This is a genomic window from Enterobacter sp. C6, assembly GCF_008122455.1.
GTDB lineage: Bacteria > Pseudomonadota > Gammaproteobacteria > Enterobacterales > Enterobacteriaceae > Enterobacter > Enterobacter pseudoroggenkampii.
Genome location: NZ_QPFW01000157.1, coordinates 1 through 14,188, shown reverse-complemented (window position 1 = coordinate 14,188; position 14,188 = coordinate 1). Strand labels below are relative to the sequence as shown.

Below are 14,188 nucleotides of genomic sequence, written 5' to 3'. Positions count from 1 at the left end.
GGGGGGGGTTACTTCTGCGCCGCAAGCGCCTCTTTCACCCAGCCGTCAAACTGCTGCTGGTGGGCTTTGATCCAGCCGTCCACGTGGCCTTTCACATCCGCTTCGGAGGATTTACCCGCGTGCATCATCGCGTTCTGGGCGTTGATGTCCGCCAGCGGCAGCTTCATCACCGAGAACAGCTTCGCCGCCGCCGGATTTTTCTCCGCCCAGGCTTTGTTGGCCACGATATGCATGGTGTTCACCGGGAAGCCGTAGTTCATGCCGTTCGGCAGCTTGGTGTCGATGTCTTTCTGCTCGCCCGGCAGGGAGGAGAACGGCACCTGCAGCCACACCACGTCTTTACCCGGCTTCAGCACGTCGCTCACCCAGTACGGCGTCCAGGTGTAGTAGATCACCGGTTTACCCTCTTTGAAGCGGGCAATGGTGTCGGCCATCATCGCTGAATAGTTGCCGTGGCTCACGTCGACCGTTTTCGCCAGATCGAAGGCTTTGTTCTGGTGATTAATCACCGCTTCACAGCCCCAGCCCGGCGAGCAGCCCATCATGTCGGCCTTGCCGTCACCGTTGGTGTCGAACAGTTTGGCGATCTTCGGATCTTTCAGCTGTTCAATGTTGGTGATATGGTACTTATCGGCGGTTTTCTTGTCGATCAGATAACCCTGCGCCGCGCCGGTCACGAAGGTGCCTTCGCGGTAGAATTTCTTGTCGCCACCGGCGGCGGCATACATATCGTCGTGCAGCGGCTGCCAGTTCACCGCGGTGAAGGTGGCGTCACCGGAAGCAATCGAAGTGTAGCCCACGTTGTAATCCACTTCGCTCGGCGTGTTGACCGTGTAGCCCAGCTTCTCCAGCGCGCGGCTGACGATCAGCGTCTGGAAGCTCTCTTCCGAAATGGTGCTCTGCACCGGCTGCACGGTAATGCCTTTGCCCGGCAGGTCAGCCGCGAAGGTGCTGGTGGAGACAAGGGTGGCAAACGCTGTGGCAAAAAGTACGTTATGTCGCATCGTTGTTCCTTATTTTGACTTCGTGAAAGGGCGGGTGAGTAACCCGACAGGGCCGGTGGTATACCAGCGACGGTTGCCGCGACTGCGTGAATCACGACCGACGGCCTGAGTCAGGCGGTCAAGAATAATGGCGAGGATCACGATGCCGACGCCGCCGACGGTGGCCAGCCCCATGTCGAGGCGGCCAATGCCGCGCAGCACCATCTGACCGAGACCACCAACGGCGATCATCGAGGCAATCACCACCATTGAGAGTGCCAGCATCAGCGTCTGGTTAACGCCCGCCATGATGGTTGGCATGGCCAGCGGGAGCTGAACCTTAAACAGCATCTGGCGCGGGCTGGCACCGAACGAGCGTGACGCTTCGATCAGGTCCGCAGGCACCTGGTTGATCCCGAGAATGGTCAGACGAATAATCGGCGGCAGGGCAAAGATAATAGTGACCACCACGCCCGGCACGTTGCCGATGCCGAACAGCATCACGATAGGCACCAGATAGACGAACGCCGGGGTGGTCTGCATTGCATCCAGCAGCGGACGGATAATCTTCGCTGCCCGCGGGCTGCGCGCCAGCCAGATCCCCATCGGCAGGCCGATGACAATGCAGAAGAGCAGGGCGGTCAGCACCAGTGCCAGGGTGATCATCGCCTGCGACCACGCGCCAATCGCGCCAATGGCAATCAGCGAAATCAGCGTGGCGACCCCCATCCCGGCGCTGCCAAACTGCCAGGCGATCAGAGAGAACAGGATAATGGCGACCGGCGCCGGCATGCCCAGCATCAACTGCTGGAAGCCGTTCAGGATGTAATCCACCGGGATGCGGATCCCCTGGAAAACCGGACGGAAGTGCGTGACCACCCAGTCGATCCCCTCCGTCACCCAGCTGTCCAGCGGGATCAGCGTTTTATGGAACGGATCCATGATGTTGAAGTGTTCTGGCGCAGGCGCGGGTGCGCTGTTCAGCCAGTCTGCCGCGCCGCCGTCGGCTGGGGCTGGCGTGGAACCCCACGCGTCGGCGGATTGCGCAGCGCTGTCCGCTGCTTCAGTGGTGCCCCACGGGTTTGATTGATCAGCCATTGTTTGCCCCCTCGCGATCTAAAGCCTGCAGCAGCATCCGTTTTGAGATGATGCCGACGTACTGTTGTTCCTCGCCCACGACCGGCACGGCGCACGGCGCCTGCCCTACGTGAGAGAGCAACTCGCTGAGCGGCGTTTCGGCGTCCACTGCAAGCGGAGCGTCAATTAACGCCGCATCGATTCCCCGGTTTTCGCCAAGCGCGGTTTTCAGGGAGTCGATGGAGACAACGCCAACAAATTTATTGCCGCGTTCAACCAGATAACCGTATTCACGGTCTTCGTCCTGCAGCAGCTTAAGCGCCGAGCGCGGGCCGAAACCTGGGGTTTTACGAATAATGCCGTTCGGCGTTCGACGGGCAATATCTTTGGCGCTAAAGACCTGGCTAATATCCACGCCGCGGAAGAAGGTGCGGACATAATCGTTCGCCGGATTATTGAGAATTTCATCCGGCGTGCCGACCTGCACCACTTCACCGTTTTGCATAATGGCAATACGGTCGCCAATACGCATGGCTTCATCCAGATCGTGGGAAATAAAGACAATGGTTCGCTGATGTTTAGCCTGTAATTTTACCAGCTCATCCTGCATCTCGGTGCGAATTAACGGATCGAGGGCGGAGAAGGCTTCATCCATTAATAAAATATCTGGATTAATGGCTAATGCGCGGGCTAATCCAACGCGCTGACGCATACCGCCGGAAAGTTCATCCGGGTACGCATGCGCATAATTTTCCAGCCCGACCTGACGCAATGCATCAAGGGCTTTTTCCTGACGTTCCTGAGCCGGCGTGCCGGCTAATTCCATGCCGAAGGCGGAATTATCCAGTACCGTCATGTGCGGCATTAGCGCGAATGACTGGAACACCATTGCGATCTTCTTTCTGCGCACCTCGCGAAGCTCAGCGTCTGATATTCTGGCGATATCCACGCCGTCAATCAGCACCTGCCCGCGGGTGGGTTCAATCAGGCGATTGAGAAGGCGAACCATAGTGGATTTACCCGAACCGGATAATCCCATGATGACAAAAATCTCGCCTTCTTCAATGGCCAGACTGGCGTCTTTAACGCCAAGCGATAGTCCGGTTTTTTCCAGAATTTGCTCTTTCGTAAGGCCTTTTTCAATATATTTGAATGCGCGCTGCGGATGCTCGCCAAATACTTTATAAAGATTTTTCACTTCTAATTTAATTGCCATGCAATAGAGAGTGTCCTGTTATTTGTTTATGTCGATATGATTACCATGGTAAATTGTTAACGGGCATAACCCTAACATACTGAGAATCTGAGACAACCCTGGGTTTGCTTATGACGTGAATTTTAAGGGAAGCGAAACGGCTGAATTTCCCATGAATAAAGGGCTGAGGGCGTTTTGAATTTTTCTCAATTTTTTGCTGCTGCATCGGGGAATTTCGCCTGGTTCGGAATGATTCAGGCGAATATGACTCGGAAATGACAGTGTAGTTGCTTTGTAAATATTAGAGAGGAAATTGTTGGGTTTATATTAAATTAACGAACGTTAACGTTCATTAAAAATCCCAGTCTTCATCCTCGGTTTCCACCGCTTTGCCCATCACGTACGATGAGCCCGACCCGGAGAAGAAATCGTGGTTTTCGTCGGCGTTGGGCGACAGCGCGGCCAGAATCGCCGGGTTCACCTCCGCCATCTCCGGTGGGAAAAGCGCCTCATAACCCAGGTTCATCAGCGCCTTGTTGGCGTTGTAGCAGAGGAAGGCCTTCACGTCGTCCTCCCAGCCGGTGCCGGCGTACAGTTCCTCGGTATAGCTCAGCTCGTTGTCGTACAGATCCATCAGCAAATCGAGCGCAAAGCCTTTAAGCTCCTCGCGCTTTGCCTCGCTGACTTTCTCCAGCCCTTTCTGATACTTATAGCCGATGTAATACCCGTGCACCGCTTCATCACGAATGATGAGCCGAATCAAATCGGCGGTGTTGGTGAGCTTGCCCCGGCTCGACCAGTACATGGGCAGCCAGAACCCGGAATAGAAGAGGAACGATTCCAGAAACACGCTGGCGATCTTCTTCTTCAGCGGCTCGTCGGCCCGATAATACGTCAGCACCAGCTCCGCTTTTCTCTGCAATGACTCGCTCGCTTCACTCCAGGCATAGGCCGCGTCCACGTCTTTGGTCTGGCACAAGGTGGAGAAAATCGAGCTGTAGGAGCGGGCGTGCACCGCCTCCATAAAGCTGATGTTCGACATCACCGCCTCTTCGTGCGGCGTCAGCGCGTCACTCATCAGAGCCGGTGCGCCGACGGTATTTTGAATGGTATCCAGCAGCGTCAGGCCGGTAAAAACGCGGATCGTCAGCTGCTGCTCGGCGTGGCTCAGCGTTTGCCAGGCCGGAATATCGTTGGAGAGCGGGACCTTTTCCGGCAGCCAGAAGTTGCTGGTCAGGCGGTTCCACACCTCCAGGTCTTTGTCGTCCTGGATTTTGTTCCAGTTAACGGCACTCACGCGTGACAGTTTCATCCTTTCTCCTTACAGCGCGCAGGACACGCAGCCTTCAATTTCGGTGCCTTCCAGCGCAAGCTGGCGCAGGCGAATGTAGTAGAGCGTTTTGATGCCTTTCTTCCAGGCGTAGATCTGCGCTCTGTTGATATCCCGCGTGGTGGCGGTATCCGGGAAGAACAGCGTCAGCGACAGCCCCTGATCCACGTGTTTTGTCGCCTCCGCGTAGGTATCGATGATTTTTTCCGGCCCGATCTCATACGCGTCCTGATAGAGCGCCAGGTTCTCATTGGTCATAAACGGGGCAGGGTAGTAAACGCGCCCGGTTTTGCCTTCTTTGCGAATTTCAATTTTCGATACGATCGGGTGAATGCTCGAGGTGGCGTGATTGATATAGGAGATCGAACCGGTTGGCGGCACCGCCTGCAGGTTCTGGTTGTAGATGCCGTAGCGCATCACGTCGTCACGCAGCTGCTGCCACATCTCACGCGTCGGGAGGGTAAACCCCGCGCGAGCAAACAGTTCGCGCACTTTTTCGGTTTTCGGCTGCCAGTCGCCTTCCAGATACTGGCTGAAATATTCCCCGCTGGCGTAGCGGGACTGCTCAAAGCCCGCGAAGCGCTGGTCGCGCTCGCGCGCCAGCATCATTGAGGTGTGCAGCGCGTGCCAGGTGACGGTGTAAAAATAGAGGTTGGTGAAGTCCAGTCCTTCCGGACTGCCGTAGGCGATGCCTTCCCTCGCCAGATAGCCGTGGAGGTTCATCTGCCCCAGCCCGATGGCGTGCGACGCGGCGTTGCCCGCTTCAATAGACGGCACGCTGCGGATGTGGCTCATGTCCGACACCGCCGTCAGCCCGCGAATGGCGGTTTCTATCGTGCGGCCAAAGTCGGGTGAATCCATGGTGTGGGCGATATTCAGCGACCCGAGGTTGCAGGAGATGTCTTTGCCGATCTCTGCGTAGTCCAGGTTTTCGTCGTAGGCTGACGCGCTATTGACCTGCAAAATCTCCGAGCACAGGTTGCTCATGTTGATGCGCCCGGCAATCGGGTTCGCGCGGTTCACCGTATCCTCAAACATGATGTACGGATAGCCGGACTCAAACTGAATTTCGGCAAGCGTCTGGAAGAAATCGCGGGCGTTGATGGTTTTTTTGCGAATGCGATCGTCGGCCACCAGTTCGTCGTAGAGCTCGCTGATGGCCACGTCGCCAAAGGCCTTGCCGTAAATTCGCTCGATGTCATACGGCGAGAAGAGCGCCATCTCGGCATTCTCTTTGGCGAGCTTAAAGGTGATATCCGGGATCACCACCCCCAGCGACAGGGTTTTGATACGGATTTTTTCGTCGGCGTTTTCGCGTTTGGTATCGAGAAAACGCAGAATGTCCGGATGGTGCGCGTGCAGGTAAACCGCGCCCGCGCCCTGGCGCGCGCCAAGCTGGTTGGCGTAGGAGAACGCATCTTCCAGCATCTTCATCACCGGGATCACGCCGGAGGACTGGTTTTCGATGCGCTTGATCGGCGCGCCCGCTTCACGCAGGTTAGAGAGCAGAAACGCCACGCCGCCGCCGCGTTTGGAAAGCTGCAGCGCCGAGTTCACCGCGCGGCCAATCGACTCCATATTGTCTTCGATGCGCAGCAGGAAGCAGGAGACCAGCTCACCGCGCTGGGCCTTGCCGCAGTTGAGGAAGGTTGGCGTGGCGGGCTGGAAGCGTCCGGAGAGGATCTCGTCGGTGAGCTGTTCCGCCAGCGCTTCATCGCCCTGCGCCAGGGTCAGCGCGACCATCACCACGCGGTCTTCAAAGCTTTCTAAGTAGCGTTTACCGTCGAAGGTCTTCAGGGTATAGCTGGTGTAGTATTTCCACGCGCCAAGGAACGTCTGGAAACGAAAGCCGCTGGCGTGGGCGCGTTCAAACAGCTTCACGACGAAGGCACGTTCGTAGCGGGTGAGGACGCGCGCGTCGTAGTAGCCCTCGTTAACCAGATAGTCGAGACGTTCATTCTGGCTTGCAAAAGTCTCGCTGTTGGGCCGCACGTGGGCGGCAAAAAAGGCGTCCACCGCCTCACGGTCTTTATTAAACTGAATGCGTCCCTCCCGGTCATAGAGGTTAAGCATGGCGTTTAATGCGTGGTAATCCGGCGTCGCCTGCATTATCCGTTCTGCGGTTGTCGTTGCCAAAATTCGTTCACTCCTTTACGCACGTTTTCGACGTCCTGCTGCGTCCCCATCAGCTCAAAGCGATAGAGATACGGCACGCCGCACTTTTGAGAGATGACATCTCCGGCGCGGCCAAAGGCATCGCCGAAATTGCGATTCCCCGCCGCAATGACGCCGCGGATCAGCTCCCGGTTATGGGGATCGTTCAGAAAGCGGATCACCTGGCGAGGCACAGCGCCCGCCGTACCGCCTCCGCCATAGCTGGGCACCACCAGAATGTAAGGTTCCTCTACCCGGATCCGCTCCCGCTCGTTAAGGGGAATGCGCACCGCAGGCAGCCCGACGCGCTCAATAAAGCGGAGCGTGTTTTCCGAGCTGCTGGAGAAGAACACCAGCCCACTCATGCCCGGGCGGCCTGCGCGGCGATGCGGTTGATCATGTCCGGGCGGAAGCCAGACCATCTGGTCTCCCCGGCCACCACCACCGGAAGCTGACGGAAACCCTGCGCGCGAAGGGTATCGGCGGCCTCGGGCTGCTGGTCAATATTCACCATCTCAAACGCCACGCCGCGGCTTTCCATTGCCCGTTTGGTCGCGTGGCACTGAACACAATCGTTACGAGTGTAAATAATAATGCTCATGATTCGTATTTCCATTTAAAATGAGAGAACGGCGCGAGTCATCGCGTCAGGTTGTGTGTGTCTTGCTAAAAGGAATACTAGATGTAGTTGTCTTAAGTTTCAACCATACAAGATATGGGAAATTTAGATTGATGTTGTCCCGATGATGAGCACAGCGGGGCAGGGCAGGCTATACGGGTTTTACAGGCGAGAAGGCAAAGAAAAGCCCCGGCAGCCACTGACCACCGGGGCAGATAACGGTGCGTGAGCAGGTTATTTACGCAGGCTAAGCAGAGCGCCCACAAAGATACCGACGGCCGCTACCGTGCCGAGCGTACAGAGCGGTTTCTCGCGCACGAAGGTCGTTGCGCAGCTGACCGCATCGCAGGCAGCCTGTGTCGTACGCGTGCGGCCGTTTAAGCGTGCGCGGGTTTCACGGAGCAGAGACTGAGCCTTACGTTTTGCGGCATCCGCTTCGTCCTTCGCGTCACTTCCCCAGGACTTCAGCACCTCTTCGAGCGTGTCCGCTAATTGGCTGACATCATTACGAATATCCTGAGCGTCGTCATTAATATCGTTTCGGTTCGGTCTGTTAAACATACGATCCTCCGTAATTTTGTGTTCCCGTTCAGTTTAGTTCAGAAATTTAATATCTGAAGCGCATCACGCGTTATCCGGCAGTTTATGGATTATTCTGAAAGCCCTGCTAATGCTGAATACTGTAAGGTTGCCGGGCAGGAAAAGATAACGAGGAAAAGATATGTATTTACGACCTGATGAGGTGGCGCGCGTTCTTGAAAAAGAGGGATTCACCATGGATGAGGTGACACCAAAAGCGTATGGATATCGCCGCGGCGATAATTATGTTTACGTTAATCGTGAAGCAAGAATGGGACGTACCGCTCTCATTATTCACCCGACGCTGAAAGACAGAAGTCTGTCATTTGCTGAGCCTGCCTCGGATATTAAAACCTGCGATCACTATCAGCAATTTCCGCTCTATTTGGGCGGTGAACGGCATGAGCATTATGGTATTCCGCATGGCTTCAGTTCACGCATGGCGCTGGAGCGGTTTTTGAAGGGACTGTTTGGCGACGTACAGTAAATTTGCGACTGGCGTGCGCCAGTCGCTTCACATCACGCTTTTGCCTGACTGTACTGGCTGACCTTAAACAGGCGGCGGCAGTAGTCGAGGAAATAGCCGTATACCGCACCCATCAGCATTGAAATCACAATATTCGAACTGACCGCCGCAGCGATCTGGTGCCAGTCTGCACCCACTGTCAGCAGAATGGCCACGTAAACCGGCGACTGGAACGTCACATAGGCCAGAACGTCCGCCAGGTTTTTCACCCAGCCTGCGGGGCTGATACGACGCGCAAAACGCATGACGGCATCGCGGTATAAGCCGTAAGGCCATGCAATAATTATATTGACCGGGATCGCCACCAGACGAGAAGAAAGTGACTGCTCGAAGGACATTCCGGAGAGGAATATTTCGATCAGCATGTTCACAACGGAACAGTAGACAACCATCGCGAAAGTATCCGCCACGGCATGGCGAAGGCGTGATTGCGGTGAGAACATGTCTGAACTCCTTGAGAAGAACACAAAAGAAACGATTTTCCTGAAGCGATTAGTGCTTTAGGTTGGTTTGTTTGACGTGTATAGAGTATATCTCTGTGTTTGAACTAACAACTAGTGATTAATTTTTATTTAATCGCCTTTTGTCCACAAAATTCTCTAAAAGTGATTGTTTTTTCACCGGTTCGTTATAATCTGTCTCGATTGGCTGTTTTTTCAGTTAAATCAGATGGTTGGTGTTTATGGCGCCAGGGGGAGAATCGTTCCTCTTGTGTGAGGCGTAGAATGCTGAAATTTTGATTAAAGTTGACCATTTATATTGATGCGATGATTGAATCCATGCGTATCCCGCAGGCGTTATAAGATAATATTCGCAGTGATATTTAAACATATTTACGCTACTGGCAGGGCGGCCCCACGGGTAGATATTTCAGCGGAAATGAATTATTCTGTCGACGATTTATCTATTTACCCTAAAGAGAAGGTTTTCAAATAATATGTCTTTGACGTTACAGAATCTTAATAATATCCGAACTCTGCGCGCCATGGCGCGTGAATTATCCCTGGACGTTCTTGAGGAAACGCTGGAAAAGGTCAGGGTCGTTACTGAAGAGAAACGGAGTGAGCTGGCGGAATTAGAGCAGCAGCGTGCTGAACAGCAGGAAAAAATTAATGCCCTGCTGGAACTGATGAAAGCCGATGGTATTTCACCGACTGACCTTCTGGGCTCTGAAAGGGCACTGACGGGTAATCCAGCGAAAAAGCGCAAGCCGCGTGAAGCAAAATATCGTTTTATTGACCAGAACGGTGAAGAGAAAACGTGGACCGGCCAGGGCCGCACGCCGAAGCCTATTGCCAACGCGCTGGCAAACGGTAAATCGCTGGATGATTTTCTGATCTGACAGGTGAGCCGGGCGGTACACGCCGCCCGGCTGGCTGTTCAGCAGACGCCGAAATCGCCTTCTTCGGTATACGGCGCCACATCGGCAGCTTTCAGAGTATATTTCTCGCCTTGCTCATTGCTGGCCTGAACCGCCACAATGCTGTCACCGTTCACTTCGAGCACTTTCAGTTTCGGGCCGCCTTTACGCGGTTGCACATAATCACCGACAGAAAACATATTACCTCCTCATCGTTTTAGCGATCTTCACCTTAGCCCACGCATGACGCCGGGTACAGCGTATTTCACCGATTACTGCTTATGAGGTACGCCGGTTCCAGGGCATTACCCTGAGCAGTCGCGCCATACCGCAAAAGCCCGTCACACCGGCGAACACCAGCCCGGCTCCGACAAAACCGCTGAGCAGGAAAAAAGCGCCGGAGACGCTATAGCCCAGCACCACGCCGCAGAGAATGAGCAGCCCGGCAGCAATTTGCACCTGACGCATCAGCGGCAGCGGCTGGGATTTGTCTTCGACGGTAGGCAGCCCGGCCTGCTTCCAGCCCTGAATGCCCCCTTCGACCACAAATGCCTGAGCGGGCGCGGCGGCCTGCGCAAGGCGGTCGGCATTGCCTGAGGTGCGGGCACCAGACTGGCAGTGAAAAATCACCGTATCCCTCGCCTGAGCGTTAAGACCGCCGGGTAAGGTATCCAGCGGCACGGACTGCGCGGCGGGAATATGCTCGCGGGCGTACTCGTCGGCATCACGAATATCAATCAGTTTTGCGCCTTCAGCGATGCGGGCGCTGGCCTCGCGCGGTGAAATAAGGGGAAGTGACATGGCGGCTCCTTACGGGCAATAAAGGGTTTTTAGGGTGCTGATGAGCTGATGCACCGCATCGTTTTTAATGAAATAGAGAATGCGCTGCGCGTCGCGGGTGCTGTCGATAAGACCTTCCTCACGCATGCGCGCCAGATGCTGCGACGTGGCGGAAGGACTTAGCCCCGTCGCGCGGGCCAGTTCCCCCGCGCTGGTGCCGGGGGCGCCGCACAGGGTGCAGAGGATCAGCAGCCGACGCGGGTTGCTCATCGCTTTTAAAAGGTTTGCGGCCTGCTCTGCGCTGGCCTGAAGCTGTTCGAGTTCGGTCATGATAGTTTAGTATTTGCTTAATTAAGATAATGCTAAAGTAATTGTGCGTATTACGCCAGCGTCAAAAGCGTAAAAGAGGGTAAACGCAGGGGAGAGAACTGGCGCAGACAGGTAAACTGGCTATGCTTAGAGATAGTTCTCTTTATTATTTTCAATGGATTAGCTTGCACGGAGTTTTGATATGGGTTTTTGGCGTATTGTTTTTACCATCCTGTTGCCGCCGCTGGGCGTGCTGTTGGGCAAAGGTTTCGGCTGGGCGTTTATTATCAACATTATTCTGACGCTGCTGGGTTACATCCCGGGTCTTATCCATGCCTTTTGGGTTCAGAGTAAGAACTAAGCACGCCAGAGTAAGTCGCTGTAGATCCCGGTCAGCACGCCCTGGGAGCCAAACTGCTGTTTGATCCAGCGCGTGACCTGGCCGGTCGCGGCATGCTGCGTGGCGAGCAGCATGCGCGAGTCCTGACGCGGGTTATTGATACGCCGCGTCACCAGTAGCCCGTCTTCCACCGCTTCCCGCGCCATATACTCCGGTAAAAAACCTATCCCTTCGCCCAGGATCTGACACTGGCATTTGGTATTAAAGTCCGGCACCAGAATGGCTTCCTGTCCGTGCAGCAGCCAGCCGACCTTCTTGTTAATGGTGTGCGCAGTATCTTCCACCATGATGTTGGGGTACAGGCGCAGCTGGCTTTCCGCTATCGGTTCCGGGACGAAGGCCAGCGGGTGTTCCGGCGCGATGGCAAAGACCCAGCGGATGGCGCCGATCTCGGTGTAGTCAATCCCGCCGCCGTCGAGCAGCGTGTCCGGTGCGCCGATGGCGATATTGGCCTGGTTGTTGATGATGGAGTCCCACACGCCGTTATAGACCTCCGTGGTGACGGTGATCTGGCAGGTGGGAAACTGCTTTTTCAGCACCTGCAGAAGCCGCGCGGTATGGCGCGGCGTATACAACAGCTGGTTAATACAGATGCGCACCCGCGCCTCGATGCCCTGTGAGATGGTATCAATCCCGCGCTTGATGGCGTGAAAGTCGTTAAGCAGGTCGGTGGCCTTACGGTAAAAGTAAAAGCCGGACTCGGTCAGCTCAATGCTGCGCGTGTTACGCACAAACAGCACGACGTCCAACCCGGTCTCCATGCGCTTAATGGTGTAGCTGATGGCGGACGTGGTGACGCCCAGCTCGGCGGCGGCTTTGCTGAAGCTGCCGAAGCGTGCGGCGGTAGTAAAGGCCAGCAGGTTCTCTTCGGTAAAGATGGAATTCATATCTCACTCCCTTCAGCCATCAGTTTTGAACATATTTTAACAGCGTTGTTACAACGCATTTGAAGCCGATCACAGTTCTGGATCTTTGCTTAAAGCCCTGGTGCGTAAGGCTTCATCAGGCATAAGCATAATGCAGTCTCGAGCGCTAAAAAGCGGATAAACATAAGAAAAAGGTTGCACAGACGCACGTTTTGACCGGTTTGTTGAATTTAACTCAACAATGAATTGACTGTCGATGAATCATTTTTAAGCGGATTCTTTTATGACCAGGCTGTTGCTATTCTCAGGTCAACAGAAATAAAAACATCAGGAGTCTGAATATGTCTGCAACTGAACTCGTTACTGAATTTCTGCTGGCGGCAGAGGAGGGCAATAGCGATGCGCTAAAAGCTTGTCTGGAGAAAGGCGTGGATATTAACGCCACCAACCGCCAGAAAAGAACCGCCGTTATTATTGCCAGCCTGAAAAAACATTATGCCTGCGTAGAGTTATTAATTGCCGCCGGAGCGGATATTGATAAACAGGACCAAACCTGCTTTAACCCTTTCCTCATTAGCTGCCTGACGAATGATTTAACTCTCCTGCGGCTGGTATTGCCCGCGAACCCGGATCTCGACCGCCTGACGCGCTTTGGCGGCGTGGGCATTACGCCAGCCAGTGAAAAAGGGCACGTGGAGATCGTACGCGAGCTGCTGGAAAAAACCGATATCAACGTCAACCACACCAACTTTGTTGGCTGGACGCCGCTGCTGGAAGCCATCGTCCTAAACGACGGCGGCGCAAAGCAGCAGGCGATCGTGAAGCTGCTGCTGGATCACGGCGCGAACCCGCACATGACCGACAAATACGGCAAAACCCCGCTCGAGCTGGCACGGGAGAAAGGCTTCACTGAGATTGCCGACCTGCTGCTGGCGGCGGGCGCGTAAAGCAATCGGCCAGCCATTTCCGGCTGGCCGTTAATTCAAAAGTATTTTTACCGACGTGCATTTTGCACGACGGCGGCCCCCTTTTATCCGTATTCAGGAGAAAACAATGCCAACCAAAATCGTTATAAAAAAGAATACGTATTTTGATTCGGTGTCATTAATGTCCGTTTCCACCAAAGCCAATAAATTGCCGGGCGTCGACCAGGCGTTTGTGGCCATGGCGACGGAGATGAATAAAGGCGTATTAAAAAACCTCGGGCTATTAACGCCGGAATTAGCGGAAGCCAAAAACGGCGACCTGATGATCGTGATTAAAGGCGACGCGGCGAATGATGAAACGCTGGCCGCTATTGAAGCGCTGTTCACGCGTAAAGAGAGCGCAGGTTCCCATGAAGCTCGCTACGCGACGATTGCCAGTGCCAAAACCCATCGCCCGGACAGCAACCTTGCGGTGATTTCCGTCAACGGCACCTTCGCCGCCCGCGAGGCGCGTCAGGCGCTGGAAAACGATCTCAACGTAATGCTCTTCTCCGATAACGTGTCGCTCAACGACGAGCTGGCGCTGAAGCAGCTGGCGCACCAGAAAGGGCTGCTGATGATGGGGCCGGACTGTGGCACCGCCATCATCAACGGCGCGGGGCTGTGCTTTGCTAACGCGGTGCGCCGCGGCTCGATTGGCATCGTCGGCGCATCCGGCACCGGCAGCCAGGAGTTGAGCGTGCGCATTCACGAATTCGGCGGCGGCGTATCGCAGCTGATTGGCACCGGCGGGCGCGATCTCAGCGAGAAAATTGGCGGTCTGATGATGCTCGACGCCATCGACATGCTCGAAGCCGACGAGGGCACAGAGGTGATTGCGCTGATCTCCAAACCAGCGGCGCCTGCCGTGGCAGAAAAGGTTCTGGCCCGCGCCAGAGCCTGCCGCAAGCCGGTGGTTGTTTGCTTCCTCGGGCGCAGCGAACCGCCCGCCGATGAGGGCGGCCTGCAGTTTGCGCGCGGCACCAAAGAGGCAGCCCTGAAGGCGGTCCTGCTCACCGGCATCAAAAAAGAGTCCCTTGATCTG

17 protein-coding genes and 1 pseudogene are annotated in these 14,188 nt (G+C 55.3%); 5 read left to right on the top strand and 13 right to left on the bottom strand.

Annotated features, from left to right (window positions below):
* Positions 1 to 8 precede the first annotated feature (8 nt).
* The 8 genes from proX to DOU50_RS03930 form a co-directional block, all read right to left on the bottom strand.
* Positions 9 to 1,004 carry a glycine betaine/L-proline ABC transporter substrate-binding protein ProX gene (gene proX / locus DOU50_RS03965; protein ID WP_032647997.1) on the bottom strand — a complete coding sequence of 332 codons (996 nt, stop codon included), beginning with the start codon at positions 1,002 to 1,004 and terminating at the stop codon, positions 9 to 11.
* 9 nt (positions 1,005 to 1,013) lie between these two features.
* Positions 1,014 to 2,081: a glycine betaine/L-proline ABC transporter permease ProW gene (gene proW / locus DOU50_RS03960; protein WP_148768864.1), complete on the bottom strand. Its 1,068-nt coding sequence runs from the start codon at positions 2,079 to 2,081 to the stop codon at positions 1,014 to 1,016.
* Positions 2,074 to 3,276: a glycine betaine/L-proline ABC transporter ATP-binding protein ProV gene (proV, locus tag DOU50_RS03955; protein ID WP_148768863.1), complete on the bottom strand. Its 1,203-nt coding sequence runs from the start codon at positions 3,274 to 3,276 to the stop codon at positions 2,074 to 2,076. The genes proW and proV overlap by 8 nt, the downstream gene beginning before the upstream one ends.
* Before the next feature lie 331 nt (positions 3,277 to 3,607).
* Complete coding sequence (gene nrdF / locus DOU50_RS03950) at positions 3,608 to 4,567, bottom strand: class 1b ribonucleoside-diphosphate reductase subunit beta (protein ID WP_032647991.1); 960 nt, start codon at positions 4,565 to 4,567, stop codon at positions 3,608 to 3,610.
* A 9-nt stretch (positions 4,568 to 4,576) separates the two neighbouring features.
* Complete coding sequence (gene nrdE, locus DOU50_RS03945; protein WP_148768862.1) at positions 4,577 to 6,721, bottom strand: class 1b ribonucleoside-diphosphate reductase subunit alpha; 2,145 nt, start codon at positions 6,719 to 6,721, stop codon at positions 4,577 to 4,579.
* Positions 6,694 to 7,104 carry a class Ib ribonucleoside-diphosphate reductase assembly flavoprotein NrdI gene (gene nrdI / locus DOU50_RS03940; protein ID WP_032647987.1) on the bottom strand — a complete coding sequence of 137 codons (411 nt, stop codon included), beginning with the start codon at positions 7,102 to 7,104 and terminating at the stop codon, positions 6,694 to 6,696. The genes nrdE and nrdI overlap by 28 nt, the downstream gene beginning before the upstream one ends.
* Positions 7,101 to 7,340 carry a glutaredoxin-like protein NrdH gene (nrdH, locus tag DOU50_RS03935; protein WP_148768861.1) on the bottom strand — a complete coding sequence of 80 codons (240 nt, stop codon included), beginning with the start codon at positions 7,338 to 7,340 and terminating at the stop codon, positions 7,101 to 7,103. The genes nrdI and nrdH overlap by 4 nt, the downstream gene beginning before the upstream one ends.
* 252 nt (positions 7,341 to 7,592) lie before the next feature.
* Entirely contained in the window at positions 7,593 to 7,919 is a 327-nt protein-coding gene (locus DOU50_RS03930; RefSeq protein WP_008502569.1) for a DUF883 domain-containing protein, read from the bottom strand.
* A gap of 160 nt (positions 7,920 to 8,079) precedes the next feature.
* On the opposite strand from DOU50_RS03930, the gene DOU50_RS03925 reads away from it, so the two are divergent.
* Positions 8,080 to 8,424, top strand: a complete 345-nt coding sequence (locus DOU50_RS03925; protein ID WP_024907681.1) for a DUF2002 family protein — start codon at positions 8,080 to 8,082, stop codon at positions 8,422 to 8,424.
* Between the two features lie 32 nt (positions 8,425 to 8,456).
* Here DOU50_RS03925 and alaE read toward each other — a convergent pair whose 3' ends face one another.
* Positions 8,457 to 8,906 carry an L-alanine exporter AlaE gene (alaE, locus tag DOU50_RS03920; protein ID WP_008502567.1) on the bottom strand — a complete coding sequence of 150 codons (450 nt, stop codon included), beginning with the start codon at positions 8,904 to 8,906 and terminating at the stop codon, positions 8,457 to 8,459.
* 494 nt (positions 8,907 to 9,400) lie between these two features.
* Here alaE and stpA point away from each other — a divergent pair, with 494 nt between their 5' ends.
* Positions 9,401 to 9,805 (top strand): DNA-binding protein StpA, encoded by a 405-nt coding sequence (gene stpA, locus DOU50_RS03915; RefSeq protein WP_024907680.1) that lies wholly within the window; start codon positions 9,401 to 9,403, stop codon positions 9,803 to 9,805.
* A 38-nt stretch (positions 9,806 to 9,843) separates the two neighbouring features.
* Here stpA and DOU50_RS03910 read toward each other — a convergent pair whose 3' ends face one another.
* The 3 genes from DOU50_RS03910 to DOU50_RS03900 all read right to left on the bottom strand — a co-directional run bounded on the left by DOU50_RS03910 (position 9,844) and on the right by DOU50_RS03900 (position 10,933).
* Entirely contained in the window at positions 9,844 to 10,023 is a 180-nt protein-coding gene (locus DOU50_RS03910) for a hypothetical protein (RefSeq protein WP_023308920.1), read from the bottom strand.
* A 79-nt stretch (positions 10,024 to 10,102) separates the two neighbouring features.
* Positions 10,103 to 10,624: a rhodanese family protein gene (locus DOU50_RS03905; protein WP_024907678.1), complete on the bottom strand. Its 522-nt coding sequence runs from the start codon at positions 10,622 to 10,624 to the stop codon at positions 10,103 to 10,105.
* Between the two features lie 9 nt (positions 10,625 to 10,633).
* Positions 10,634 to 10,933, bottom strand: a complete 300-nt coding sequence (locus DOU50_RS03900) for an ArsR/SmtB family transcription factor (protein WP_024907677.1) — start codon at positions 10,931 to 10,933, stop codon at positions 10,634 to 10,636.
* Between the two features lie 181 nt (positions 10,934 to 11,114).
* On the opposite strand from DOU50_RS03900, the gene DOU50_RS03895 reads away from it, so the two are divergent.
* Positions 11,115 to 11,273: a YqaE/Pmp3 family membrane protein gene (locus DOU50_RS03895; RefSeq protein ID WP_032645235.1), complete on the top strand. Its 159-nt coding sequence runs from the start codon at positions 11,115 to 11,117 to the stop codon at positions 11,271 to 11,273.
* On the opposite strand, the gene DOU50_RS03890 is transcribed toward DOU50_RS03895, so the two are convergent.
* Positions 11,270 to 12,199 carry a LysR substrate-binding domain-containing protein gene (locus DOU50_RS03890; protein ID WP_148768860.1) on the bottom strand — a complete coding sequence of 310 codons (930 nt, stop codon included), beginning with the start codon at positions 12,197 to 12,199 and terminating at the stop codon, positions 11,270 to 11,272. The two genes, DOU50_RS03895 and DOU50_RS03890, sit on opposite strands and share 4 nt — an antisense overlap.
* A gap of 320 nt (positions 12,200 to 12,519) precedes the next feature.
* On the opposite strand from DOU50_RS03890, the gene DOU50_RS03885 reads away from it, so the two are divergent.
* Positions 12,520 to 13,125, top strand: a complete 606-nt coding sequence (locus tag DOU50_RS03885) for an ankyrin repeat domain-containing protein (RefSeq protein WP_024907675.1) — start codon at positions 12,520 to 12,522, stop codon at positions 13,123 to 13,125.
* A gap of 106 nt (positions 13,126 to 13,231) precedes the next feature.
* Positions 13,232 to 14,188, top strand: a pseudogene (locus tag DOU50_RS03880) (FdrA family protein); the annotation flags it as partial.

Excerpts from the sequence above, each read along its gene's own strand:
- proX (WP_032647997.1), bottom strand. The coding sequence starts at position 1,004 with ATGCGACATAACGTACTTTTTGCCACAGCGTTTGCCACCCTTGTCTCC.
- proW (WP_148768864.1), bottom strand. The coding sequence starts at position 2,081 with ATGGCTGATCAATCAAACCCGTGGGGCACCACTGAAGCAGCGGACAGC.
- proV (WP_148768863.1), bottom strand. The coding sequence starts at position 3,276 with ATGGCAATTAAATTAGAAGTGAAAAATCTTTATAAAGTATTTGGCGAG.
- nrdF (WP_032647991.1), bottom strand. The coding sequence starts at position 4,567 with ATGAAACTGTCACGCGTGAGTGCCGTTAACTGGAACAAAATCCAGGAC.
- nrdI (WP_032647987.1), bottom strand. The coding sequence starts at position 7,104 with ATGAGTGGGCTGGTGTTCTTCTCCAGCAGCTCGGAAAACACGCTCCGC.
- nrdH (WP_148768861.1), bottom strand. The coding sequence starts at position 7,340 with ATGAGCATTATTATTTACACTCGTAACGATTGTGTTCAGTGCCACGCG.
- DOU50_RS03930 (WP_008502569.1), bottom strand. The coding sequence starts at position 7,919 with ATGTTTAACAGACCGAACCGAAACGATATTAATGACGACGCTCAGGAT.
- DOU50_RS03925 (WP_024907681.1), top strand. The coding sequence starts at position 8,080 with ATGTATTTACGACCTGATGAGGTGGCGCGCGTTCTTGAAAAAGAGGGA.
- alaE (WP_008502567.1), bottom strand. The coding sequence starts at position 8,906 with ATGTTCTCACCGCAATCACGCCTTCGCCATGCCGTGGCGGATACTTTC.
- stpA (WP_024907680.1), top strand. The coding sequence starts at position 9,401 with ATGTCTTTGACGTTACAGAATCTTAATAATATCCGAACTCTGCGCGCC.
- DOU50_RS03910 (WP_023308920.1), bottom strand. The coding sequence starts at position 10,023 with ATGTTTTCTGTCGGTGATTATGTGCAACCGCGTAAAGGCGGCCCGAAA.
- DOU50_RS03905 (WP_024907678.1), bottom strand. The coding sequence starts at position 10,624 with ATGTCACTTCCCCTTATTTCACCGCGCGAGGCCAGCGCCCGCATCGCT.
- DOU50_RS03900 (WP_024907677.1), bottom strand. The coding sequence starts at position 10,933 with ATGACCGAACTCGAACAGCTTCAGGCCAGCGCAGAGCAGGCCGCAAAC.
- DOU50_RS03895 (WP_032645235.1), top strand. The coding sequence starts at position 11,115 with ATGGGTTTTTGGCGTATTGTTTTTACCATCCTGTTGCCGCCGCTGGGC.
- DOU50_RS03890 (WP_148768860.1), bottom strand. The coding sequence starts at position 12,199 with ATGAATTCCATCTTTACCGAAGAGAACCTGCTGGCCTTTACTACCGCC.
- DOU50_RS03885 (WP_024907675.1), top strand. The coding sequence starts at position 12,520 with ATGTCTGCAACTGAACTCGTTACTGAATTTCTGCTGGCGGCAGAGGAG.